The sequence below is a fragment of the Citrobacter sp. BIDMC107 genome, assembly GCF_001037575.1.
GTDB lineage: Bacteria > Pseudomonadota > Gammaproteobacteria > Enterobacterales > Enterobacteriaceae > Citrobacter > Citrobacter freundii.
The window spans coordinates 179,208-203,180 of the sequence record NZ_KQ089848.1 but is presented as its reverse complement, the minus strand read 5'-3'; the positions used below and the strand labels follow the sequence as shown (position 1 = coordinate 203,180).

Annotated in this window: 23 protein-coding genes and 1 pseudogene; 6 read left to right on the top strand and 18 right to left on the bottom strand. The window is 50.3% G+C overall.

Annotated elements, in window-relative coordinates:
- Window positions 1–67: 67 nt before the first annotated feature.
- The 11 genes and pseudogenes from trpS to SK39_RS00920 all read right to left on the bottom strand — a co-directional run bounded on the left by trpS (window position 68) and on the right by SK39_RS00920 (window position 11,412).
- Window positions 68–1,072, bottom strand: coding sequence for a tryptophan--tRNA ligase (gene trpS, locus SK39_RS00970; RefSeq protein WP_032935863.1), 1,005 nt, complete (start codon window positions 1,070–1,072; stop codon window positions 68–70).
- Between the two features lie 201 nt (window positions 1,073–1,273).
- A complete protein-coding gene (locus tag SK39_RS00965) occupies window positions 1,274–3,058 on the bottom strand; it encodes a diguanylate cyclase (RefSeq protein ID WP_048216507.1) in 1,785 nt (594 codons plus the stop codon).
- Window positions 3,059–3,177: 119 nt separating this feature from the next.
- Entirely contained in the window at window positions 3,178–4,287 is a 1,110-nt protein-coding gene (locus SK39_RS00960) for an AI-2E family transporter (RefSeq protein WP_044712332.1), read from the bottom strand.
- 165 nt (window positions 4,288–4,452) lie between these two features.
- A complete protein-coding gene (locus SK39_RS00955; protein ID WP_048216506.1) occupies window positions 4,453–4,935 on the bottom strand; it encodes a glutathione peroxidase in 483 nt (160 codons plus the stop codon).
- An 84-nt stretch (window positions 4,936–5,019) separates the two neighbouring features.
- Window positions 5,020–6,971 (bottom strand): annotated as a pseudogene (locus tag SK39_RS00950) (putative bifunctional diguanylate cyclase/phosphodiesterase).
- Window positions 6,972–6,988: 17 nt separating this feature from the next.
- Window positions 6,989–7,483 (bottom strand): putative pterin-binding protein, encoded by a 495-nt coding sequence (locus tag SK39_RS00945; RefSeq protein WP_003029241.1) that lies wholly within the window; start codon window positions 7,481–7,483, stop codon window positions 6,989–6,991.
- A gap of 409 nt (window positions 7,484–7,892) precedes the next feature.
- Complete coding sequence (locus SK39_RS00940; protein ID WP_003029239.1) at window positions 7,893–8,534, bottom strand: helix-turn-helix transcriptional regulator; 642 nt, start codon at window positions 8,532–8,534, stop codon at window positions 7,893–7,895.
- A 127-nt stretch (window positions 8,535–8,661) separates the two neighbouring features.
- Window positions 8,662–9,630: a threo-3-hydroxy-L-aspartate ammonia-lyase gene (locus SK39_RS00935; RefSeq protein WP_048216505.1), complete on the bottom strand. Its 969-nt coding sequence runs from the start codon at window positions 9,628–9,630 to the stop codon at window positions 8,662–8,664.
- 27 nt (window positions 9,631–9,657) lie between these two features.
- A complete protein-coding gene (locus SK39_RS00930; RefSeq protein WP_003029233.1) occupies window positions 9,658–10,053 on the bottom strand; it encodes a RidA family protein in 396 nt (131 codons plus the stop codon).
- Window positions 10,054–10,275: 222 nt separating this feature from the next.
- On the bottom strand, window positions 10,276–10,584 hold the full coding sequence (locus SK39_RS00925) for a monooxygenase (protein WP_003836470.1): 309 nt from the start codon (window positions 10,582–10,584) through the stop codon (window positions 10,276–10,278).
- A gap of 36 nt (window positions 10,585–10,620) precedes the next feature.
- Entirely contained in the window at window positions 10,621–11,412 is a 792-nt protein-coding gene (locus tag SK39_RS00920) for a PhzF family phenazine biosynthesis protein (RefSeq protein WP_048216504.1), read from the bottom strand.
- 129 nt (window positions 11,413–11,541) lie between these two features.
- Here SK39_RS00920 and SK39_RS00915 point away from each other — a divergent pair, with 129 nt between their 5' ends.
- On the top strand, window positions 11,542–12,240 hold the full coding sequence (locus tag SK39_RS00915; RefSeq protein WP_048216503.1) for an RluA family pseudouridine synthase: 699 nt from the start codon (window positions 11,542–11,544) through the stop codon (window positions 12,238–12,240).
- A gap of 39 nt (window positions 12,241–12,279) precedes the next feature.
- Here the strand turns inward: SK39_RS00915 and mdtK are convergent, their stop codons facing one another.
- Entirely contained in the window at window positions 12,280–13,653 is a 1,374-nt protein-coding gene (gene mdtK / locus SK39_RS00910) for a multidrug efflux MATE transporter MdtK (protein ID WP_048216502.1), read from the bottom strand.
- A gap of 217 nt (window positions 13,654–13,870) precedes the next feature.
- Here mdtK and SK39_RS00905 point away from each other — a divergent pair, with 217 nt between their 5' ends.
- Complete coding sequence (locus tag SK39_RS00905; protein WP_003832752.1) at window positions 13,871–14,518, top strand: riboflavin synthase; 648 nt, start codon at window positions 13,871–13,873, stop codon at window positions 14,516–14,518.
- A gap of 41 nt (window positions 14,519–14,559) precedes the next feature.
- Here SK39_RS00905 and cfa read toward each other — a convergent pair whose 3' ends face one another.
- Together cfa and punC are read right to left on the bottom strand one after the other, a co-directional pair.
- On the bottom strand, window positions 14,560–15,708 hold the full coding sequence (gene cfa, locus SK39_RS00900; RefSeq protein ID WP_048216501.1) for a cyclopropane fatty acyl phospholipid synthase: 1,149 nt from the start codon (window positions 15,706–15,708) through the stop codon (window positions 14,560–14,562).
- 290 nt (window positions 15,709–15,998) lie between these two features.
- Window positions 15,999–17,204, bottom strand: a complete 1,206-nt coding sequence (gene punC, locus SK39_RS00895) for a purine nucleoside transporter PunC (RefSeq protein ID WP_003836456.1) — start codon at window positions 17,202–17,204, stop codon at window positions 15,999–16,001.
- Window positions 17,205–17,317: 113 nt separating this feature from the next.
- On the opposite strand from punC, the gene punR reads away from it, so the two are divergent.
- Entirely contained in the window at window positions 17,318–18,250 is a 933-nt protein-coding gene (punR, locus tag SK39_RS00890; RefSeq protein WP_003029215.1) for a DNA-binding transcriptional activator PunR, read from the top strand.
- On the opposite strand, the gene purR is transcribed toward punR, so the two are convergent.
- Entirely contained in the window at window positions 18,247–19,272 is a 1,026-nt protein-coding gene (gene purR / locus SK39_RS00885; protein WP_003029211.1) for an HTH-type transcriptional repressor PurR, read from the bottom strand. The genes punR and purR overlap by 4 nt on opposite strands.
- A gap of 297 nt (window positions 19,273–19,569) precedes the next feature.
- Between purR and cydH the strand changes: the two genes are divergently transcribed.
- Together cydH and SK39_RS00880 are read left to right on the top strand one after the other, a co-directional pair.
- Window positions 19,570–19,659, top strand: a complete 90-nt coding sequence (cydH, locus tag SK39_RS27010; RefSeq protein ID WP_003029209.1) for a cytochrome bd-I accessory subunit CydH — start codon at window positions 19,570–19,572, stop codon at window positions 19,657–19,659.
- A gap of 176 nt (window positions 19,660–19,835) precedes the next feature.
- On the top strand, window positions 19,836–21,005 hold the full coding sequence (locus SK39_RS00880; RefSeq protein ID WP_048216500.1) for an MFS transporter: 1,170 nt from the start codon (window positions 19,836–19,838) through the stop codon (window positions 21,003–21,005).
- 39 nt (window positions 21,006–21,044) lie between these two features.
- Here SK39_RS00880 and sodB read toward each other — a convergent pair whose 3' ends face one another.
- Window positions 21,045–21,626 (bottom strand): superoxide dismutase [Fe], encoded by a 582-nt coding sequence (gene sodB / locus SK39_RS00875; protein ID WP_003029205.1) that lies wholly within the window; start codon window positions 21,624–21,626, stop codon window positions 21,045–21,047.
- A 127-nt stretch (window positions 21,627–21,753) separates the two neighbouring features.
- Window positions 21,754–22,584 (bottom strand): C40 family peptidase, encoded by an 831-nt coding sequence (locus SK39_RS00870; RefSeq protein ID WP_003843531.1) that lies wholly within the window; start codon window positions 22,582–22,584, stop codon window positions 21,754–21,756.
- Between the two features lie 334 nt (window positions 22,585–22,918).
- Here SK39_RS00870 and grxD point away from each other — a divergent pair, with 334 nt between their 5' ends.
- A complete protein-coding gene (gene grxD / locus SK39_RS00865; RefSeq protein WP_003832760.1) occupies window positions 22,919–23,266 on the top strand; it encodes a monothiol glutaredoxin 4 in 348 nt (115 codons plus the stop codon).
- A gap of 53 nt (window positions 23,267–23,319) precedes the next feature.
- Here the strand turns inward: grxD and rnt are convergent, their stop codons facing one another.
- Window positions 23,320–23,967: a ribonuclease T gene (gene rnt / locus SK39_RS00860; RefSeq protein WP_048216499.1), complete on the bottom strand. Its 648-nt coding sequence runs from the start codon at window positions 23,965–23,967 to the stop codon at window positions 23,320–23,322.
- Window positions 23,968–23,973 lie beyond the last annotated feature (6 nt).

Below are 23,973 nucleotides of genomic sequence, written 5' to 3'. Positions count from 1 at the left end.
AGCTCCCGGCGAAGGTAACTCGTTGGGAGCTGTCTTTATTTATTGGGCCGACTGTAATAGGTCGAGTTCAGAACACCGGCAAACCCAGCCCTTGCTTCACTTCTCTTAATGTCTGCTGCGTGATCTCGTGCGCCTGTTCACTGCCTTTTTTGAGCATTGCCATCAGCATGCCTTTATCCTGAATGTAGGTTGCCCGCAGCTCGCGCATTGGGGCGATGAGTTCCTGCAAGCACACCTCCAGCTCGTTTTTGCATGTCCGGTCACCCAGTCCACCCCGTTGGTAATGCGCTTTCATTTCCGCCACTTTTGCTTTATCCGGATGAAAAGCGTCGAGGTAAATGAATACCATATTGCCGTCGATTTGCCCCGGGTCGGATACTTTCAGATGGTTGGGGTCGGTGTACATTGCACTGACCGCGTGATGAATGGTTTCTTCGCTGGCTGACAGGAGCAATGTGTTACCAAGCGATTTTGACATTTTGGCATTCCCGTCGATCCCTGGTAGGCGGCTGGTTTCACTCAGCAGCGCTTTGCAGTGCGATAAGACGGGGGCCGGTAACAGGCTATTCATCTTGTGCACGATTTCATTAGTCTGCTCAATCATTGGCAACTGATCGTCGCCGACGGGAACCACTTCGGCTTTGAAGGCCGTAATATCTGCCGCCTGACTGATGGGATAAACCAGAAAACCAACCGGTAACGAGCGGGCAAACCCTTTCTGCGCAATTTCGTTTTTAACCGTAGGATTACGCTCTACGCGAGCCACGGTGACGATATTCATATAAAGCGCGGTCAATTCCGCAAGGGCAGGCAGGGCCGATTGCAAACAAATAGTGGTCAGTGAAGGATCTATTCCTGCGGCAAGATAGTCGGCAAGTACCTCCGGAATATTGTCGCGGATCTTTTGCGGTGTGCTGCCGTTATCGGTTAGCCCTTGCAGGTCAGCCACCAATATAAACTGCCGATAATCATGTTGCAGTGCGGCGCGCTGGCGCAATGACCCCACATAATGGCCAAGATGCAGCGGGCCGGTGGGACGATCGCCAGTGAGGATGATGGTTTTATTGTTCATGTAAGACTCCTTAGTCATAAAACCGAAAGGGGTCTCTAAATGCAAATAACCGCCTTTCGGCGGTTATCTAAAAATGGGAAAAACACATTCTGACCGCCTTTAAGAAGGCAGCCACCACAAGTTGTAATTAAAAGCGGTGATATCGTGTTTTGTGTTCATTGAATTAACATATCACCGCCTGGCGTTGAGGTAAAGCCATGTTCAACTGGCCTCCAGCATGCCAAAGCTCACGATGCGCGAACGTCCCAGCTCTTTAGCGCGATACAGCGCCACGTCTGCAGCACGCAGCAGGTTGTCGCTCTGGGCGTGCTGCGGATAGCTGGCTACGCCAATAGAGACATCGACGTGACCAATTTCAGAGACGCCAAAGCGCAGCGACAGTTCGCGTACGCCGTTATAAATATCCGTCGCAAGGCGGTTGGCAGCCTGTTCATCCGTATTGGCCAGCAGCACCAGAAACTCCTCACCGCCATAGCGGAAGGCCATGCCGCTGTCGTGAACCACGCGCTGAATGGTGGCGGCGATACTTTTTATCACGCTGTCTCCCGCCTCGTGACCAAAGCGATCATTAATATTTTTAAAATGGTCAATATCGATCATCAGGCAACTGATCGGCTCCTTGTTGCGTACGGCCTGGCTCATCTGAGTGCGTAAGGTATCTTCCAGATGATGACGGTTGCGTAGACCAGTTAGCGGATCGTAGAGCGCTTTCTCCAGCAGGGCGTCACGCAGACGCTGGTTGGCTAATGCGAGGCCGAGTGCTTCTGCCATTAGCTCCAGATACGCACGAGAGGGGGCGGAATCATCGCTAAGGTTCTGGAATGAGAGCAGACCGATGGCTTCTCCCTGGGCAATCAGCGGAACGCACAGGGTATGCTGCTGGCATGAATCCGGCAGATGGTAGCAGGCGATATCGGGTTCACCTTGTACCGGAGGGTGGCTCTGGCCGCGGCGCACAGCCCAGCATTCGTCCGGGTGGAACGCATCCGCTTTACCCTGCGGTGAGAGCCATTGTGCAACGCAGCGCATTTGCCAGGGTTCCCGGTCCAGTATGTAAAGCCGCCCGGCAATACCTGGGGCAATATTCGGTGCAAACAGTTCCGCCACATTGATGACATCGGCAAAATTCTCGCAACCCTGCAGGCGCTGCGTCATACGTGCCAGCAGATCGCGGATTGCCCAGTCGGCATCTCGCTCCTTCTCCAGTCTCTGACGAGCCAGACCGTTCTCGCGGAATATCCGGATCGCCTGTGCCATGTCGCCTATTTCGTCTATCTGGTTAAAGCTGGGCGTCTCAACGGCATAATCCTGCGATGCGAGACGGTTTACGACATCGCTCAAACGCACGACGGGGCGCAGAACACGACGCTTTAAAATGAAACCGAGAACGAATAAAAACAGCAGCGCCGTCAGACCGACCATCACTTCAGAGGCCGTCCGCAGCATGCGGGATGACTGGGTTGCATCTTCAATCGTGTTGCGTACGCGGCTATCGAGTAACTGGCGGAAATGATCTATACGGTCCTGGGCTCGCTCCAGTTCCTGTTCATAGGCTTTTCCGTACAGCAGGGCGATGGCCTGCGACTCTTCTCCACGCGCGACGCTGGCAAGCGCCTCGGCCTGCTCATCCTGCAGAGCATCCACAATCTGCAGCCCTTCGTGCAATAGCGCCAGCTCTTCATCCGTTGCACCAAGGTCTTTGAGCTTCGACAGACGATGCTCAACGGCTTTCAGCGACGCTTCTTTCTGGCGGTAGGCGTTGAGCACCTCAGGATCTTTTGCAATAACATAGTCGCGCGCCAGGTCGGACAGCGACCAGGCATCGAGTTCGACTTCTTCGGTAAGTTGATCGAACTGATAACGCTGTTCTACCACCTGGCGTTCTGTGTTATCGGCGCTGGATGCCATCAGCATGACAACGCCTGAAGCGATGGTCAGACATACCGTCGCGCTATAGGCCCAGTTGGTGATTGTGGCTATTCGCACTGATTAGTTCCTTCTGCGACGATTAATGAATACGCATGATTGAAATTATAGGAAACGTATGATTTTGCGTGAAAATAAAAAAGGCGGTCCTTAAACCGCCTTCTGTTATCGTCCTGCAATCAAAAATCTGGAGGATTTTTTCCTTCTTCCATAAAGGCTTCGTCGATTCCTTCTACGTTACCTTCATGGTCACGCCCGGAAAACAGGTTCCAGCAGGTAATGAATAGTGCGGCAACCAGGGGGCCAATCACAAAGCCGTTAATACCGTAGATCTCCATGCCGCCGAGAGTGGTAATCAAAATCAGATAGTCCGGCATTTTGGTGTCTTTACCTACCAGCAGCGGGCGCAGGATATTGTCCACTAGCCCAACGATAATCACAAAGAAGCCAACGATAAACAGCCCTTGCCATAGCTGATGGGTGGCGAACAGAAATATTGCTGCAGGTACCCAGACGATCGCTGAACCGACGGCGGGCACGAGGGAGAGAAACGCCATCAACGCGCCCCACAGAACGCTACCGTCGATATCTACAATCGCAAACGCGATGCCGCCAAGAATACCCTGAACCAAAGCGACGACCGCCGTGCCCTTGACGGTTGCCCGCGTCACGCCGACGAATTTTGCAAACAGGTGCTGTTTGGCAAAATCAGAAAGCGGTAATGAGTCCAGAATCTGGCGCACCAGGTACGGTCCGTCCTTCAGTAAGAAGAACAGTAGATACAGCATGATGCCGAAGCTAATAGCAAAGCCGAATGTTCCTTTACCAATCAGGAACGCGCTGCCGGCGAGGTACTGTCCACCCTGCAGCACGACATCGGACAGTTTTTTCTGGATCTGCGCGACATCATCCAGATTGTGTTCTGCCAGAAAACCTCTGGCCCAGTCAGGAAGATACGAAAGAACAGAAGCGACGACCTCCGGGAACTGCGTGTCATTCTGTTGCAGTTTGGTGTACACCACGTTCAGTTCAATGGCCAGCGATGACAGGATTACCATCAGCGGGATAAAGACAATCAGACAGATAATGACGATGGTAATCAACGATGCCAGTCCGTTGCGTTCGCCAAGCGCGCTGCGCAGTCTGTTTTTTACCGGGTTAAAGATAGTCGTTAATATCGCGGCCCACAAAATGGCGGAAAAGTAGGGGGACAGCACATCGAAGAACGCCCAGGTCACGAGGGCAAGTATGAAAATGAAGAAACCTTTAGTCAGTCCGTTAAATCGCATTAGTGAACCCTGTAATGAAAAGCAGTCCAGACTATAGAACCGTTCAGGGGATTTACCAACTTTAGCTGAAGATTGCCGCTTATTTTGGCTAAAACGGTGACTTACTGAAGATAAAAACCAATGAATATCCACAGTATTAATGTGATATTCGAATGACAGCAACCATTAGATTTTTAGTGCATCAAGGATGACGGTTTCTATTTTTTCTGGAGTGGTGAAGGGGGCAAAACGCTTAAGCGGTTTTCCGTCGCGTCCGACCAGAAATTTAGTGAAGTTCCACTTGATCCTCCCACCCAGTATGCCGGGTAATTCATCTTTCAGGTAACGAAATACCGGGTGTGTAGCGGCACCGTTAACCTCCACTTTCTCAAACATTGGAAAACTCACGCCGTAGTTGACGTAGCAGGTCTGCGCGATTTCGTCGGCCCCACCGGGTTCCTGCTTACCAAACTGGTTGCAGGGGAAACCAAGCACCACCAGGCCCTGTGTGTCGTATTTCTTATACAGTGCTTCAAGGCCCTCATATTGTGGCGTAAAGCCACAATGGCTGGCGGTATTAACCACCAGTACCAGTTTGCCTGCATAGTCGGCCATTGAAATAAGCTGACCATTCAGGCTGGTGGCGGTAAGTTGATGAAAGGTGCTCATTTTTTAAGCCTCAGGTCAGGGTGAGTTTAGCGTCGACATTGCCGCTCAACGCGTTACGGGCAGTTGAAGCCTGATAGAAAATCTTCATGGCATCGTTTTTCTGTTGTTTATTGGCACAACTTGACCATTTCTGATTTCCTCATTGACACAAGGTTGAGGTTTACCAAACAGATATCCTTGGGCGAAATCGCAGCCCAGCGCCTGAAGGCTTTTTAGTTGCTCCTGCGTTTCAACACCTTCAGCAACAGCCTTCATATTGAGGGATTTCGCCATGCCCGTGATCAGTTTGATGATATTAAGCGCATCTTCATGTGTGGATATTGAATGCACAAAAGACTTGTCTATTTTAATTTTATCGAAGGCAAGCTTGCTCAGGCGCGAAAGAGAAGAATATCCGGTACCAAAATCATCGATGGAAATTTTTACGCCCAGGGCTCTGAGCTTATTAAGCGTATTCATCGGCGTCGTACTCTCAGTGAAGAGAGAGGACTCTGTTACTTCCAGTTCAAGACGATCGGCTGGGAGTCCAGTTTCTTTCAGAATAGACAGTACGATACCGACAAAGGCTTTGCTGCTTAGCTGTACAGGAGAGACATTTACTGAAATTTTAGCAGGAACCGCCCAACAAGCCGCTTCCCTGCAGGCAATTTCAAGCACTGCTTTCCCCATCTCATTAATCATTCCGGTTTTTTCAGCAACAGGAATAAAGCTATCCGGCGACAGGAGGCCCTTTAGAGGATGGAGCCAACGAATTAGGGCTTCATAGCTATAAATTTCCTGGCTGAAGGAGTCAACAATCGGCTGGTAATAAACCACGAACTCTTTGTTCACTATTGCCAATGCCATATCATGCTCAAGCGTTCTGCTTTCTTGTAGCTTTTCTAACATTCGTTGTCGGAAGACTTTTATCTTACCTGAGCCTTCACCTTTGGCTTCATAAAGGGCCAGATCGGCAAATTTATAAAGATAGTCGGAACGACGTTCAGTGTCTGAGATAACAATGCCAACACAGGTGGTTATGTTGATAATCGTGTTATAAATAGTGTAGGGCTGGCTGATAAATTCACATATTTTCTGGGCCCGCGAAACGGCGTGGCTTTCTGTCAGGCCGCTTGAGAGAAACGCAAATTCATCTCCACCCAGGCGATACAGCGTATCCGAAGTAAGACTCATTGAAACCAGTCGGTCTGATATCTGGCGTAGCAACATATCACCGGCATCATGACCATACGTATCATTTACCTCTTTGAATCGATCTAAATCAAACAACATCACAGTCACAGAATCGTGATTTTTTTCTGCTATCTCAATTGTTTTATTTAAATCGCTCCAGAATAGTTGACGATTATTCATCTCGGTAAGAGAGTCATGGTAGACGTCATATTCCAGTTTAGCATTCTGGATTTGCAGCTTTTCTTTAGATTTCTGCAGTTCTTCACCTGCAGGTGCGCCCGCAGAATATTTCTGTTTTGATAGAAAATGAGCACTCCCAGAATCGCACTCAGTATTATCAGCAGCACCGAGGTTGCTGAGTAAATATAGTACAGCGTTTGAATTTTTTGGTTGGCGTTATTGATCGAGTTAACATCTTTGTTTAACGCACCAGATGAAAGACGACCCAGTGGCGCATCCAGAGTATGCATTTTTTTCAGATAAGCCTGGAGTGCTGAACGGTTCATTTTCTCTAGATTAACATCCAGAAAACTAAGGGTGTTTTCAAGTTTTACCGCCAACTCACGGTGGGCTATATTGCTTTCTATGTAGCGCCCCAGGTCACCTTCTTTTATTAAATCACTCTGGCTGAGCATAATGTCGAGGCGCATGCGTACATCATCGAGATTCATCGTATCATCGATAGTGTAAAGACCCAGCAATGACTCGAATCGGTAATATTGTGATACCAGCTGAGCAGCAGACCAGGAATCGGTGTAATGAGTCAGTTTCTGTAACTCTTGTTGCCGTTCATGCACGAGGAAAGAGATATATCCGGTAGATATAAAAAGAAAAAAGATGATGCCAGCCAGTATTCTGTTCATGATGTTCCTCTGAACGCTTACTCAATATCCATACTACTGACCTGCCATGCAGACCTTGAATAATAAATCTGATTATTCAGTTCCGGCATGCTGTCATAGGGGTACACAATGAATAAAGGACCTTTATCACGGATGCGCATATATTTTCCGTTGATTTTTAACGCAAGGATGGCATTGTATTTTTTGAAATCACTGAGAGGGATTACGGTGGTGTAGTCATTGAGCGCAGTGACCTTTACAACCGAGCCGCTCGCGCCGACGTAATCCATGAGCTTTTGTAGTGGAATACCCGTAAAAGTAGTGCGTCCATTATACCAGGGGGAGGTGGTCTGGAAACTGACCATGCCCAGCTTCTCAAGGCTGGCGGTATCAAAAACGGCTTTCCCGTCTGCATTTGTATTTTCAATATTACCGGACAGCGTTAAAAGAACTGTACCGGAAGGCTGGGGAAGTTCACCCGCCCAGAGCTGGGTGGTGAGCACAAAGCTTACTAACATGACGATTAACCGCATTCTTACCTCACCAATCAGCCGGATGTAAAAGAATTATAATTTAGATATCACTCTATTTATATATATTGCATAGGTATTATTGACGCAATAAATTCAGCTGTATTTTTATTCCTCTAAATCAATGAGTTAGGTTTTGTTTGTTTTATTATGATGTTTAATCAATGCTGATGGAGTTATTAGAGGAAAACGTAATCTCACTATGTATGTACAAAAATAAATCATTTATTGACCCAGTGCCAATAAATACCTACGAAAATAAAGGTTTATTTTTTTCCCAGCGGCGGGCGTTGTTTACTGGTTGATGGCTATATAGGATACGAAGCGGGCCAAAGTATAGCGGGAGCGCTTCGTGTCGGTAATCAAGAACAGACTTTTTATACTGCGGCTGGTGCGGTTCAACAGAACCCGTTTATTCACCCGCCTGAACTGACTGGCGGGCATACAGGTAGGCGGTGGCCCTCGATACGCCCAGATGCTGCGCCACCGTATCCATAGATTTGCGTACGTTCAGCAAACCGTCCTGGCGTAATTGTTGAATCAGCAGCTTACGGTCTTGAGGTTTAAGGGCTCGGGCCGTCGTAGCGCGTTTAGCGGCAAAGTCATCAATACGCTGGCGGATGACTTCGTTACTGCCGGGATCGATATGTTCCTTAATGGGGGAGTTTTCGGTTTCAGTAAAACGCGCAAGAGCACTCTGCATACCACGAAACAGCGTCATATCTACATTCAGACAGAGAGCTGCTACGTATCTGCCTTCTTCGTCCTTGATGCCAATTGAGGTACTTTTCACCGGGCGACCATCGGCAAACTGATTACTGTAGTTCGCAATGATGCTGGGAAAGTCAGGCGATGCGATTCTCGCCAGGCCAAGCTCTGTTGCTGGCTGGCCGGGTTGACGTCCGGACAGATTGTTATGGATGGATAAAATGGCATGTTCAGGATTTTTGAGGTCATGAACCACCACTTCGCAAAACGGAGAGAAGGTCTCACTCAATCCCCTGGCGATAGTATCAATTTGGCTGAGAAGCGAGTTATTGTCGGTTTTTGGCATGCCAGTCTCCTGCGGTGATGCCTGTTGCCATGATTGCGAGCAGTTTACAGTGACCTGGGATCGTTTTTCCAGACGGCAATGTACAGACAGTAACATTAGGGTATCTGCATGACAGATACCCTGTTTATCATCCGGCCAGAAATTCACTGTAGCGGCTGATATCCACGTTTCCGCCGCTGATGATAATGCCGACTTTCTTGCCGCGAAGTTCAGCTTTGCGCGCTCTGGCCGCAGCAAAACCCAGACACCCGGTCGGCTCAACGACGATTTTCATGCGTTCAGCGATAAATTTCATTGAGGTGATTAACTCAGCGTCTGAAACCGTCAGAATATCGTTCACGTTTTGCTGGATAATCTGAAACGTATAGTTCCCGAGATGTTGGGTCTGAGCACCGTCAGCAATGGTTTTGGGCGTATCGATATAAACAATTTTTCCGCTACGAAACGACTGTTGACCATCGTTACCCGCCTCAGGTTCAACACCATAGACGATGCAGTCAGGAGACAGATGTCTGGCCGCCAGAGCGGATCCTGAGAGCAGGCCGCCACCGCCCAGACAAACGAAAAGGGCGTCTAACTGACCCACTTCTTCAATCAGCTCTTTTGTAGCGGTGCCCTGACCTGCAATCACATGCGGATGGTCGTAAGGGGGGATCAGCGTTAACCCCTGTTTCTCTGCCAGGTCCCGACCAATTTTTTCACGATCTTCAGTGTAGCGATCGTAAGTTACCACTTTTCCGCCATAGCCTTTTGTTGCGGCAACTTTGGCCGTCGGGGCATCATGCGGCATGATAATCGTCGCCGGAATCCCCAATAATTTTGCCGACAGTGCAATGGCCTGCGCATGGTTACCGGAAGAAAACGTCACGACGCCCGCAGCACGTTGTTGTGGTGTGAACTGGCGTAGCGCATTCATAGCGCCGCGAAATTTGAAGGCGCCCATTCTCTGGAAGTTTTCGCACTTAAAGAAGACTTCCGCGCCAAATTCTTCGTTAACCGTTCGGGATGTCATCACCGGCGTTTTGTTAGCATAATCTGCGATGCGCTCTGCCGCAGCGGCAACATCGTTATAATCAGGCAGTGTCATTTCAGTCATTGTTGTTCACCTGTATGTTGTTAAACGTCACGCTTGCGGGGCCAGCGCCATAGCTTCAACTTCCAGCGCAAAACCATAATGAAGTTCCGCAACACCGGCTACTGCACGGGATGGACGGAAATCGCCGATCCACTCCCCATAGATTTTGTTAAACGTCGGCCACTGATTCATATCCGTCACATAGACGCGAACTGACACCAGATGCTGGCGGGAAACTCCAGCACCTGCCAGACAAGCATCAATATTCTGTAGCACCAGCCGGGTTTGATCTTCAAAAGAGGCATCCGCTTTTTTCTCACCGTCGAAAGTGACCGGCAATTGCCCGGAAATGAAGACGAAACCGCCAGCCGTTGTACTGTGCGAGTAATGACCTGCTGGCGGGAAGCTTCCAGCAGATGAGTTCAGTGTAATGTCCGCGGACATAATAAACCTCCAGTAGCTGATGATTCATTTTGTATAAAATAATACGATTTGTATTATTTTATACGCCTTTATGCCACATTCGGCTAGAGATAATTTTCGCGGGTGATGATTTTGTGAACTATTGCAAATGTGGCTAACGTAAATAGCTAACCTGGGTAGGAACGAAGAGGGGAAGGCAGGAGAGTGAAGAAACGCCCCGGGCGGGGCGTCTAAGGCAAAATACTAGCCGATGTGACCGTGGTTAATTTTAGTTAACGGTTCATTGATATCGAAGATTTTGAACGTCACGTCTTCCACACCCAGATGCTTCAGACGGGCGGTATGCTTTTTGATATAGGCCTGAGCGGTGTCTTCGTCCCGGAACAGGTAGATGCCACCCGCTTCGTGATTTGCTTCGTTCTCGGTCCAGATTTTCCAGATGAACCCCGGCTCCTGGTTGATTGATTCGGCCAGTTCAACGAGCTGACTCGACATCTCAGCCCCAAACGGACCATGAAAATCAAAGTGTATCTGCACGAGTTTGTTCGACATAAATCCTCCATGGATTGGTTATTTCGGGTAAGGCTGCTAGCGCAGCAGCACTTTACCGGTCAGATAAGTTATTGCCTGTCCACTGATATAAACACGCGTTCCTGCTAACTGACAGCGTAAATCCCCGCCGCGCTCAGAGACCTGGCGCGCCAGCATCTGTGTTTTATTCAGTTTTGCAGCCCAGTAAGGGATCAGCATGCTATGTGCCGAGCCTGTGACCGGGTCTTCCGCGACGGCTTCACCCGGGCAGAAGAAACGGCTGACAAAATCGTATTCCCCGTCACCCGGCGCGGTGATGCACACCATTTTCCCCAGCGGAAGCATGGCGTGGATGTTTGGGCGAACAGCCTCAACCTGCTGTTGATTTTCCAACACCACCATGTAATCGCGTGCCACGCGCATCTCTTTGTATTCGGTGATGCCTAATGTTTCCAGCAGTAAAGCGGGCGGCACGGCAGATTCGCTTTGCCAGGCAGGAAAATCGAGCGTCAGCCATTCACCGCTGCGCGTGACCGTCAGCGGTCCCACAAAGCGGGTAGCAAAATGGATTTTTGTATCCGGGTAATCCAGATGTTCAAAGATGACATGCGCGGTGGCAAGCGTGGCATGCCCACACAGATTGATTTCACCCTGAGTGGTAAACCAACGCAGCTCAAAACCATTCTCATTGGCGATAAAAAAAGCGGTTTCTGACTGGTTATGCTGCTGTGCCATCTTTAATAATGTTTCATCGGGCAACCAGTCCGTGAGCGGACAGACTGCTGCGGCATTACCGCCAAACGTCGTGGTGGTAAAGGCATCCACCATGTAAAAATCGATTTGTTGCACAGAATAACCCTCTCATCGCACTCAGGATAAATCACACTCTACCATGCCAGCCATTGGGTCAGCGCTCCGATTCGCCACTGCGGTGAAAATTCGTTATCATCCGTCCCCACACCTCATTCTGGCCGCCTGATGTCTACGATCCTCGATACCTTTATTGCCCCGCCTTGTCATGACGAGATAGAGACCCTCTATCGGGACGAGCATCTGGTGCTAATCAATAAACCCAGCGGGTTACTTAGCTTGTCGGGCAAAAATCCGCAGAATCTCGATTCGGTACATCATCGGCTGGTACAGATTTACCCTGGCTGCACGCTGGTACATCGGCTTGATTTCGGCACTTCTGGACTGATGGTGGTCGCCCGTAACAAGGCTATCAACGCTGCGCTTTGCCAGCAGTTCAGCCAGCGTACGGTCACTAAGGTGTACAGCGCACTGTTATGCGGGCATCTGGAAAACGACGAAGGAGTTATCGATGCAGCGATTGCCAAAGACCCGTCGCTGTTTCCATTAATGTCAATTTGTGCTCTCAACGGCAAACCCGCACGTTCGCGCTATCAGGTTGTCGAGCGCTTTTATCATCGTCAGGAAAAAGGGGCATTGCTCCCCTTGACGCGGGTACAACTAATGCCTGAAACCGGGCGGACCCACCAACTGCGGATCCACTGTCAGCTGTTGGGACATCCGATTTTAGGCTGTGATTTGTATGGCGGGCGTCTGCTGCCTAGCACTGAAAGGGTGCCGCGACTGATGCTGCATGCCAGTGAACTGCATTTCAGGCATCCCATTAGTGAAGCGTGGATGAACGCCCAAAACGCCAGCCCGTTCTGAGGATGTAAAAAAAGCCGCCAGACGGCGGCTATTTGGGCATTATCGTGCAGCTCGTTGCAATATAACCGCTGACGGCTGGCGTTGCAGAAAGCGCATCCGCAGCATCATCAGCACCGCCGCAGAGGTCAGGCCGATAATAAAGCCCATCCAGAATCCTGCTGGCCCCATTCGGTCAACTACCAAATCGGTCAGCGCCAGAATATAGCCACTCGGCAGACCCAGCACCCAGTATGCCGTAAAGGTAATAAAGAAAATGGAACGCGTATCTTTATAACCACGCAGGATCCCGCTGCCAATAACCTGGATAGAGTCCGATATTTGATACACCGCGGCCAGTAACATGAGCTGCGCGGCCAGGGTGACGACTTCCGGATTATTGTTGTAGAGCAGGGCAATATGCTCGCGGAATGTCACGGTGAAAAGCGCCGTTACGACCGCCATGCAGACACCGACACCCAGACCCGTTCTGGCTGCAGTTTGTGCATCCAGCGTGGAGCCCTGGCCCAGACGATAACCGACACGAATGGTGACGGCAGCAGCCAGAGACATCGGCAGGACGAACATTAACGAACTGAAGTTCAGTGCGATCTGGTGTCCGGCCACGTCGATAATCCCCAGCGGGGATACCAGCAGAGCGACCACCGCAAATAGCGTTACCTCGAAAAATAACGCCAGCGCGATAGGTAAACCCAGTTGCACCAGACGCTTCATTACTGCGGTGTCAGGTTTCTGGAAACCACGCTCATTACGGATATCGCGCATCGAGCGCGCACGTTTGATGTAAGAGAGCATGGCGATAAACATCACCCAGTAAACAGCCGCCGTAGCCACGCCGCAGCCTACGCCACCCAGTTCCGGCATGCCTAAATGTCCATAAATGAAAACGTAGTTAACCGGAATGTTCACCAGCAGGCCGAGAAAGCCCATCACCATCGCTGGTTTAGTTTTGGCTAATCCTTCGCACTGGTTACGGGCTACCTGGAAGAACAAATACCCCGGTGCGCCCCACAGTAAGGCACGCAGGTAGCCAACGGCTTTATCCGCCAGCGCCGGGTCAATGTTATGCATGGAGCGAATAATGTACCCAGCGTTCCATAGCACAACCATAATCAGCACGGAGACGCTGCCCGCCAGCCAGAATCCCTGACGTATTTGATGGGCGATACGGTCGCGGCGTCCGGAACCATTGAGTTGCGCAATGACCGGCGTCAAAGCCAGCAGTAGTCCATGACCAAACAGAATGGCAGGTAACCAGATAGAGGTACCAATGGCGACTGCCGCCATATCAGTAGCGCTGTATCCGCCCGCCATGACGGTATCAACGAATCCCATTGCGGTTTGAGCGATTTGCGCAAGAATCACCGGTATTGCCAGAGCTAATAACTGACGCGCTTCACTTACATACTTTTGCACGTGTACACCACTATATTGTTGTTATTTGAGAGACTAAAAAAGCCGCCTTATATGGCAGCAAGGAGAAAAAGCAGGGGAAATTTCAGTCTATTGTAGCGAGGAATACGTAATTCTCCAGTGAAAAAACAGGCGCTGGTGGCGCATTGCTGGCAACCTGAATTTCCACCTGCTATTGTGCTGTGCAGAGATGTCTTAATTGAGTTCAGGAGTAGGAAGTATGTTTACGGGTATTGTGCAGGGCACCGCAAAATTGGTGTCCATTGATGAAAAACCAAATTTTCGTACGCATGTTGTGGAGTTGCCTGAATATATGCTGGATGCGCTGGAGACCGGCGCATCGGTTGCCCACAATGGGTGCTGCCTGACGGTCACCGAAATTAACGGTAACCAGATAAGCTTTGACCTGATGAAAGAAACGCTGCGTATCACCAATCTGGGCGATCTGAAGGTCGGTGATTTGGTTAACGTTGAGCGTGCGGCAAAATTCAGTGATGAGATTGGCGGACATTTAATGTCGGGCCATATTATGACCACTGCCGAAGTGTCGAAAATTCTGACCTCGGAGAATAACCGTCAGGTGTGGTTTAAAGTCCAGGACCCGTCGCTGATGAAATATATCCTGTACAAAGGATTTATTGGTATTGACGGTATCAGTCTGACGGTCGGTGAAGTGACGCCGACGCGTTTCTGTGTGCACTTGATCCCGGAAACGCTGGAGCGTACGACGCTTGGCAAGAAAAAGCTGGGCGCAAGGGTCAATATCGAAATCGATCCCCAAACGCAGGCGGTGGTTGATACTGTTGAGCGTGTACTGGCGGCGCGTGAAAGCGCCATCAGCAACATAACGGGCGAAGCGGGAGCCTAAGCCTGAGAGTTAAGCCCTCGTTGATACGGGGGCGATAACGATTAACGGGGAACGCGCAGGCCGTGTTCAACGCCGCGAGAAAATACCACCTGCCATAACTGAATATCGCGAGCTCGAAACGCTCCGGCACAAGCGTTCAGATAATAGCTGAACATCCGCTTGAAACGTTCGGTATAGTTATCGGCGATTTCAGGCCAGGAGTTAATGAAACGTTCGTGCCAGGCCATCAGCGTCGTGTCGTAATCCGCGCCAAAATTATGCCAGTCTTCCATTACAAAATGTGGCTCGCTGGCGTTGGCAATCTGGCGAACTGATGGTAAACAGCCGTTCGGGAAGATATATTTATTGATCCACGGATCAACGTTATTGTCGGTCTTTTTGGAGCCGATGCTATGCAATAAAAAGAGACCATCCGGTTTTAAATTGCGATCGACCACGTCAAAATAGGTGGCGTAGTTTTTCGGCCCTACATGCTCAAACATGCCGACGGAAACAATACGATCGAATTTGTCATTCAGGTCACGATAATCCTGCAGCAAAATCGTGACATCAAGCCCCGCACACCGTGACTGCGCCATTTTCTGCTGTTCTGCCGAAATGGTTACACCCACCACGCTTACGCCATATTGCGATGCCATAAACTGGGATAAGCCGCCCCAGCCGCAGCCTATATCGAGCACCCGCATCCCTGGCTTCAACTGCAGCTTTTCAGCAATCATTTTTAGCTTCGCCTGCTGGGCAGATTCCAGGGTGTAGGCATCTTTCCAGTAGGCGCAGGAATACTGCATATAGGGGTCCAGCATGCGAGTAAAGAGATCGTTGCCTAAATCGTAATGTTCTTTGCCGACAACCCATGCACGCTTTTTGGTCTGCAAATTGAACAAGCGAGCAGCGGCAATTCGTAACGTATCTTTGAAGTGGCGGGGGAGTTGGTTTTCAAGACCGGCGCGTAGGACTTTACTAAAAAACATATCCAGCCGGTCGCATTCCCACCAGCCATCCATATAACTTTCACCCAACCCTAACGATCCTTCCTGCAATACTCGTTTGAAAAAATCGGGGTTCTTTACGCGAATATCCGCCGGTGCCGGACCATTAATGGTAATGCCTGCACGGCTCAATAATTCATTGGTGATGCGGTACCAGTCATCATCCGGTACGCTGACGTCTTCTATACACGATGAACTCATAGCTTCTCCATCACTGGTCGGTGATCAGAACCTTAAAACAGCGTAGACGCTTTTTTGGGCTTTGTGAGAAATCTCACGGAATTAATCCGTGAATCTATAATCCGACGTAGCACAGAGGAAGGGAGGAACCCTTGCCGAAAAGACCATCCGTGGGAATACGGGAACATTCTTGTCCCCGTTAACACATAAAAATTATCGTTTTTTTAACATCCGGAAATCAGTATAGGCCTGAACTTTTGACGATTCAACCGATAATTCTTAGCGGGCTAATTAATTGCCCGCGACAATTATTAGTGAGACTCTCCATGGGCAATTTGCGCGCGGTCATCTGTTTGCGGGGCGTCAGTTTTCTGCGATTGCATTTTGTAACCTACAGCAGCCAGCAATACCGTGGTCAGCATAACGCTGGTAGTGGTGAGCAGCGGGGTAGCAATCAACCAGGAAACGACAAGGCTTGCCAGGAAGCATAAACCCAGTTGCAGCGTATTCTGCAATGCGGCAGCGCGTCCAGTGGCCTGTGGGAAAGGGCGTAATGCCTGCGCGACAACGATAGGGTAGATTGCGCCGTTCGCAATCGCCATAACGCAGAATGGGATCAGGATTTCAGCCAATGCGACATGATGAATAAAGCCGGTCGCCCAGGTGCCCACAACGCTGAAGGCATACAGAATGAGTAACCAGGGCAGCAGCTGACGACCCTGCCATTTTTGCAGCGCAGCACGACAGCCGTAACCACCGATTAAAAAGGCGATAGTTTGCGGAACATAGCTCAGACCAATTACCGCTGGGCTATAACCCATTTCGCTAAGGATGAACGGGGAACCCGTCAGCCATGCAAAAAAGCTCGCGGAACAGGCGGCATAAATCAGCACGTTTCCACGGTAAGTTTTCGAGCGCAGCAAGGTGGTGAAAGTCAGTTTATCCTGGCTGTCATCGCGTGCTTTAGCTGTAGGCTTTAAACGCAGCGCCGGAAGCATCAGAATCAGAGTAATGGCGAACAGGGTGGCAAAAATGGCCTGCCAGGAAAAATGTACCAGGATCCAACTACCTAATAACGGGGCGAGGGCAGGTGATAACCCGACCAGCGGCATAATGGTGGCAAAGATGCGGTTTACTTTTTGTGAAGGATAATAGTCGGTAACCAGCGCTTGCCAGATAACCGATGCTGCACAGACGCCAACGGCCTGAACAAATCGCAGTACCAGCAGGCCTGTGGCGTTTTCAACCCACAGCATGCCCAGACTGCCCAGTGCGAAGATAGATAAACCCAGCAGCAAAATAGGCTTGCGACCATAGTGGTCAGAGAGCGGTCCCCACAGCAGTTGTGCGACGGCAAAACCGGCTAAGAACAAGCTCAGGCTAGCGCTGACGGCAGATGCAGGCGTTTGCAGATCGGACTGAATTGCGGCGAAGGCGGGCAGATACATATCTGTTGCCAGAAAGCCGAGCACGCTAAGGCCCGCCAGCCAGACTAAAAACCCTTTCCCAGGTTGCATCATCATTTCTCTTTTTTTAGCAGTAGAACAATGCCGCTGAGTGTAGTGAGTGTAATTCTCGCTGTGAAACGCTAATATTTGCTTACTGATTTCAAAATTTTTGCAGGCAGAATATGTGGTCGGAATATTCACTTGAAGTGGTTGATGCGGTTGCGCGTAACGGTAGCTTTAGTTCGGCCGCGCAGGAGTTACACCGTGTACCTTCGGCGGTAAGCTACACTGTGCGCCAACTGGAAGAGTGGCTGGCGGTACCACTTTTTGAGCGACGCCATCGGGATGTGGAATTAACGCCTGCCGGGGCATGGTTTTTAAAAGAAGGTCGCTCTGTTATCAAAAAAATGCAGATCACGCGCCAGCAATGCCAGCAAATTGCCAACGGCTGGCGCGGACAGCTGGCGATCGCAGTCGATAACATTGTCCGCCCGGATCGTACCCGACAGATGATCGTGGATTTTTACCGTCACTTTGATGATGTGGAGTTGTTAGTTTTTCAGGAAGTGTTTAACGGCGTATGGGACGCGCTGTCCGATGGACGCGTGGAGCTGGCCATCGGTGCCACACAGGCGATTCCGGTAGGGGGGCGCTATACCTTCCGCGATATGGGAATGCTGAGCTGGAGCTGCGTGGTAGCCAGCCATCATCCACTGGCGTCAATGCCCGGACCGCTAAGTGATGATACGTTGCGCAACTGGCCATCACTGGTACGTGAAGATACCTCCCGTACGCTGCCAAAGCGTATTACCTGGCTGCTGGATAACCAAAAACGCGTCGTCGTGCCCGACTGGGAATCATCCGCTACCTGCTTATCAGCAGGGCTGTGTGTTGGCATGGTACCGACGCATTTTGCCAAGCCGTGGATCGATAGCGGCAAGTGGGTTGCGCTGCAACTGGAGAACCCCTTTCCTGATGCCGCATGCTGTCTGACATGGCAGCAGAACGATACGTCACCGGCATTGAGTTGGCTGCTGGACTATTTAGGGGATAGTGAAACGTTGAACAAGGAATGGCTGCGGGAGCCAGATGAGACTCCCGCACAACAGGCTTAACGGCGGTAATCTCGGAACGGACCGTCGGCAACGGAGCGACGCTCAACCAGACGTGGATGCACCTCGATAGACTGTGACTCTTCACGTTTATTCACGATACGGTCTAACAGCATGTTGAAGGCCGTTTCACCTAGTGAATCCTTCGGCTGGTGAATGGTCGTTAAGGCCGGCGTGAAGAAGCGGGCGTTGCGCACGTTGTCGTAGCCGATGAGTGAAACATCCTGTGGTACGCGCAGACCCATTTCGTCAGCGGCGCACAGCGCACCCATCGCCATAATATCGCCACCGCAGAAGACAGCGGTCGGACGATGCGATTGCGACAGAATTTGCTGCATGGCGCGATAGCCGGACTCAGGCTCGAAATCGCCCTGGACAATCCAGTTATCAGGCACTTTAATCAGCGCTTCTTCCATCGCTTTCATAAAGCCCGCCAGACGCCCGGCCCCGGTGTTACGTTCCATTGGACCTGGGATCACGCCAATTTCACGATGACCGCGTTCTACCAGATACCGACCCGCCATGTAACCGCCTTCGAAGGCGTTATCAATGACCGTATCGGTAAAGTCGGCTTTAGCTTCGCCCCAGTCCATGACGACCATCGGAATATGGCGATACTCTTCGAGCATCGAAAGCAGCGACTCCGGATACTCAGAACACATCACCAGCAGACCATCAACGCGCTTTTGCGCCATCATCGACAGATAGGCCTGCTGCTTTTCGAGACTGTTCCATGCGTTACCCAGAATCAGCGTATAGCCTTTCTGGAAACAGTTTTTCTCCACGGCTTCGATAATTTCTGCGAAATAGGCCGCTTCGCTGCTGGTCGCCAGTAAGCCAATAGACTTGGTGTGATTCACCTTCAGGCTGCGGGCAACTGCGCTCGGAGAATAGTGCAGTTCTTTGATCGCTGCCCAGACAGCATTACGCGTTTCTTCCGCGACAAAGCGCGTCTTGTTAATTACGTGTGATACGGTTGTAGTGGAAACGTTTGCTCGCTTCGCTACATCTTTAATTGTTGCCATTACATCTCACTCCAGACCATATCCTAAGCTCCTGAGAATACTCCAGGTAAACGTTTGCCTTTACACACCCTTAGCGCAACGTAAGGGTTGCGGCACGCCGGGAAAACGACACGGAACGTCAGGAAGGGGTCAATGGCCGGTACGCTAATCAAGTAAGCGTGGAATTTTGTCTGATCTTAACGAAAAGGGGAAGAGTTAAAAGCAGTTATCAATATAAATCGTGAGAGATTTTTGCTTTCAAGTGTGTAAAAATGCGCAATATCACTTTTTGTGTGGGAATAAAAAGGAGAAAACTTGATGAGCACCGATCTGAAATTTTCGTTAGTGACTACCATTATTGTTCTGGGTTTGATCGTCGCGGGTGGCCTGACCGCAGCGCTGCATTGATTTCCCCCGAGGGAGTTAGCTCTCCCTCACTCTTTCCGCTCGTCTATCTCTTCTATTGTTTGCGAATTAGCAAAAGTCTTTTGCAATTTTGTTAACTTTATTAATTTTGCGATCAATGTCATGCTTTTGACTCTTATTTTATGTCGCGCCACGGCTCGACGTTACGGAGTCGCAATATGAAACTCAATTATCCTTTACTGGCGCTGGCGATCGGAGCGTTTGGCATTGGCACCACCGAATTTTCGCCAATGGGATTATTGCCCGTCATAGCCAAAGGTGTGGATGTCTCGATTCCGGCGGCCGGCATGCTGATCAGCGCCTATGCGGTAGGTGTGATGGTAGGTGCACCGCTGATGACATTGCTGCTGTCTCATCGCGCGCGACGTAATGCTTTGATATTCCTGATGGCAATTTTCACGCTGGGTAATGTGCTTTCGGCTATCTCGCCGGATTACACCACGCTAATGCTATCGCGTATTTTGACCAGTCTTAACCATGGGGCCTTTTTTGGTCTCGGTTCAGTGGTTGCTGCCAGTGTTGTACCCAAACATAAGCAGGCCAGCGCCGTAGCAACGATGTTTATGGGGTTAACCATCGCCAATATTGGCGGCGTTCCGGCGGCGACATGGCTTGGTGAAACCATCGGTTGGCGAATGTCATTTATGGCCACTGCGGGTCTGGGCGTCATTGCTATGGTCAGCCTGTTCTTCTCCTTACCCAAGGGTGGAGCCGGAGAGCGCCCGGATGTTCGCAGCGAACTGGCGGTACTTATGCGCCCACAGGTGTTGTCGGCGTTACTGACTACCGTACTGGGTGCTGGGGCGATGTTCACGCTTTATACCTACATCTCGCCAGTTCTGCATACTATCACTCATGCCACTCCGGCATTTGTTACCGGGATGCTGGTGTTGATAGGCATTGGTTTCTCGATCGGTAACTACTTTGGTGGCAAGTTTGCTGACCGTTCAGTCAACGGTACGTTGAAAGGCTTTTTACTGCTGCTGATGGTTATTATGCTGGCCATTCCTTTCCTTGCGAGTAATGAGCTGGGGGCGGCGATCAGTATGGTGGTCTGGGGCGCGGCGACGTTCGCGGTCGTTCCACCGTTGCAGATGCGTGTGATGCGCGTTGCCAGTGAAGCGCCTGGATTATCATCGTCAGTCAATATTGGCGCGTTTAATCTGGGGAACGCTCTGGGTGCAGCGGCCGGTGGGGCGGTGATATCAGGCGGCCTGGGCTACAGTTTTGTGCCAGTGATGGGGGCGATTGTGGCGGGTCTTGCGCTGCTGCTGGTGTTTATTTCCGCAAGAAGACAGCCAGAAGAGGCTTTCACGACCGCGAATTAATGCAAAAACGCAGAAGGAAGCCCTTCTGCGTTATCTTTTTTATGCTGCGAAGTTCTTCGCAACAAATTCCCAGTTCACCAGCGCCCAGAAATGTTCCAGGTAGCCAGGACGGGCATTGCGATAGTCGATGTAGTAGGCGTGTTCCCATACGTCAACGGTCATCAGCGGCGTCGCGTCGGTAGTCAGCGGAGTACCTGCGTTGGAGGTGGAGACGATAGCCAGTTTGCCATCAGTTCCTTTAACCAGCCAGGTCCAGCCAGAACCGAAGTTTTTGATAGCGGCATCGGTGAACTGCGCTTTGAAATCTGCAAAGCTGCCAAAGGAGGCGGCAATAGCATCGGCCAGTTTACCGGTTGGTTCGCCACCTGCGTTCGGTGCCAGGCAGTTCCAGTAGAACGTGTGGTTCCATACTTGTGCTGCGTTATTGAATACACCGCCTTCAGAGCTACGAACGATCTCTTCCAGTGATTTGCCTTCAAACGCCGTGCCTTTAATCAGATTGTTCAGATTGGTCACGTAGGTTTGATGGTGTTTGCCATAGTGATATTCCAGCGTTTCGGCAGAAATGTGCGGTGCCAGAGCATCTTTGGCATACGGTAATGCAGGTAATTCAAACGACATTGCTTCTCTCCTTATTATTTATATTGAGTACACACAATAGCCTCATTGTGAGTAAGGATAGGGTAGCAAATTGAAAGGTTATGCAAAAGAAGAACTTACCCTACAGCATGTTCTGTAGGGTAAGTTTTTAGCGAATTGTTTTTGGCGTCATTACCCGACGAGCGCCCACATAGTGGCGCTGCCAGTAATCTTCGCTCAGAGAGGTGATTTGAATTTCCTGCCCGCTACGCGGTGACTGAATAAACTTACCGTTTCCGACGTAGACGCCGACGTGATCGGCTGTTCCGCGACCCTGGGTACGAAAGAAGACCAGATCGCCATTTTTCAGTTCGCCACGTTCAATCGGTGCGGCATCACGCAGATGATACATTTCGTTCGCGGTACGCGGAATGCGGAACTTCACCAGATCTTTATAGGCGTAATAAACCAGACCGCTGCAGTCAAACCCGGTTCTTGGCGAGGAGCCGCCCCAACGATAAGGTTTACCGATTTGGTTCATCAAGGTGGACATAGCGGTTTTAGTCGCTTTCTGGACTTTCACTTTATGGGCGTCAGCAAGCGTAGTTGGTGCAGTGGTTTTCACCTTCACGCAGCGTGGTTTATGACCTTTGCGCGGTGTGCATTTTTCAGTCCAGGTAACGGCTGCGGTGTGTGCTACGGCAGTTTTACCACGACGATTTGCAGTTTTAGTCGACTTTGCCGGAGTGGCAGTGCGTTTTTTAGAAGAGGAAGCGGTTTTGGTGCTGATTTTACTGGCGGTTTTTGTCGCCGTTTTCTTGCTGGTCTTTGTTGTTTTTTGGCTGGTTGTTGCGCTTTTCTTTTTATCTACCGTTTTGATGGTGTGAGAATTGGTAGGTGTCGCCCTGGCCTGCTTGGAAGCATGAGCCATAGGCGTAAAAGGCAGTGTGGTAAAAAGTAAAGCACAGAGCGTGATCGAGATTCGGTTTATCCGCGCCACTGAGCAGTCCTCTGGTAAGGCAGGTCTATCGTGCCTGCGTGTGATTTTCAAAACTTGACGATTCTAATCTATAGAAAGAGGGAAAGTTAATAGCTTTTTTTGTTTAAAACTATGTTTCGTAACCGACCGCAAAAAAAAACATCAATTAACGTTGGAGTTGGTGAACAGATAATCAAATCCACATGTTTGAAGGGGATAAATGAGATTATGAATGCAACTTTTAGCGTCAGGGGATAAAATAATAACGCGTAATGAAAATGTTATTTTCCGTTGCCTGTCTGACCCGTTACAATGTCAGACTACTGCCGTAAAAGAAGTTTAAGGAAGCAAGATAATGAGCACCACTATCGAAAAAATCCAGCGCCAGATCGCTGAAAACCCGATTCTCCTGTACATGAAAGGTTCTCCTAAACTGCCAAGCTGCGGTTTCTCCGCTCAGGCTGTGCAGGCGCTGTCAGCCTGTGGTGAACGCTTTGCTTACGTTGATATTCTGCAGAACCCGGATATTCGCGCCGAACTGCCGAAATACGCAAACTGGCCAACTTTCCCACAACTGTGGGTTGATGGTGAGCTGGTTGGCGGTTGTGACATTTTGATCGAAATGTACCAGCGCGGTGAGTTGCAGCAGCTGATTAAAGAAACAGCTGCGAAATACAAAACCGAAGAGCCGGACGCTGAGTAATATCAACAGAAGTAAAAAAGCGACCTGAAATGGTCGCTTTTTTTATGTCGCCGTTATGCTTCTTCAGGCACGGGAAGAGGCCAACCACCGAGACGTTTCCAGCGGTTAACGATTTCGCAAAACAGCACGGCCGTACGTTCGGTGTCATACAGTGCCGAGTGTGCCTGATTCCCGTCAAACTCCATTCCCGCCGCCAGGCACGCTTTTGACAACACCGTTTGCCCCAATGACAGACCGCTTAATGCCGCCGTATCAAAGGTGACAAACGGATGAAACGGATTCCGTTTCAGCGAGGCGCGTTCTGCTGCTGCCATCATGAAACTGTGGTCGAACGTAGCGTTATGCGCCACCATGATTGCCCGATTGCAGCAGCTGTCTTTAATGCCTTTACGCACCATTTTGAAGATGGCATGCAGAGCGTCATATTCGCTGACCGCGCCGCGTAGCGGATTGTTCGGATCAATACCGTTAAAGGCGAGGGCCTCCGGCTGCAGATTCGCGCCTTCAAACGGCTCTACGTGGAAATGTAACGTCGTGTCCGGCATCAGCCAGCCTTGTTCATCCATTTTCAGTGTGATGGCTGCAATCTCAAGCAGCGCATCGGTTTTGGCATTGAACCCTGCGGTTTCGACATCAATGACGACAGGATAAAAACCACGAAAACGGTCACACAGACCGGAAAGTTGAGCGTTATCGGACATCTGGGT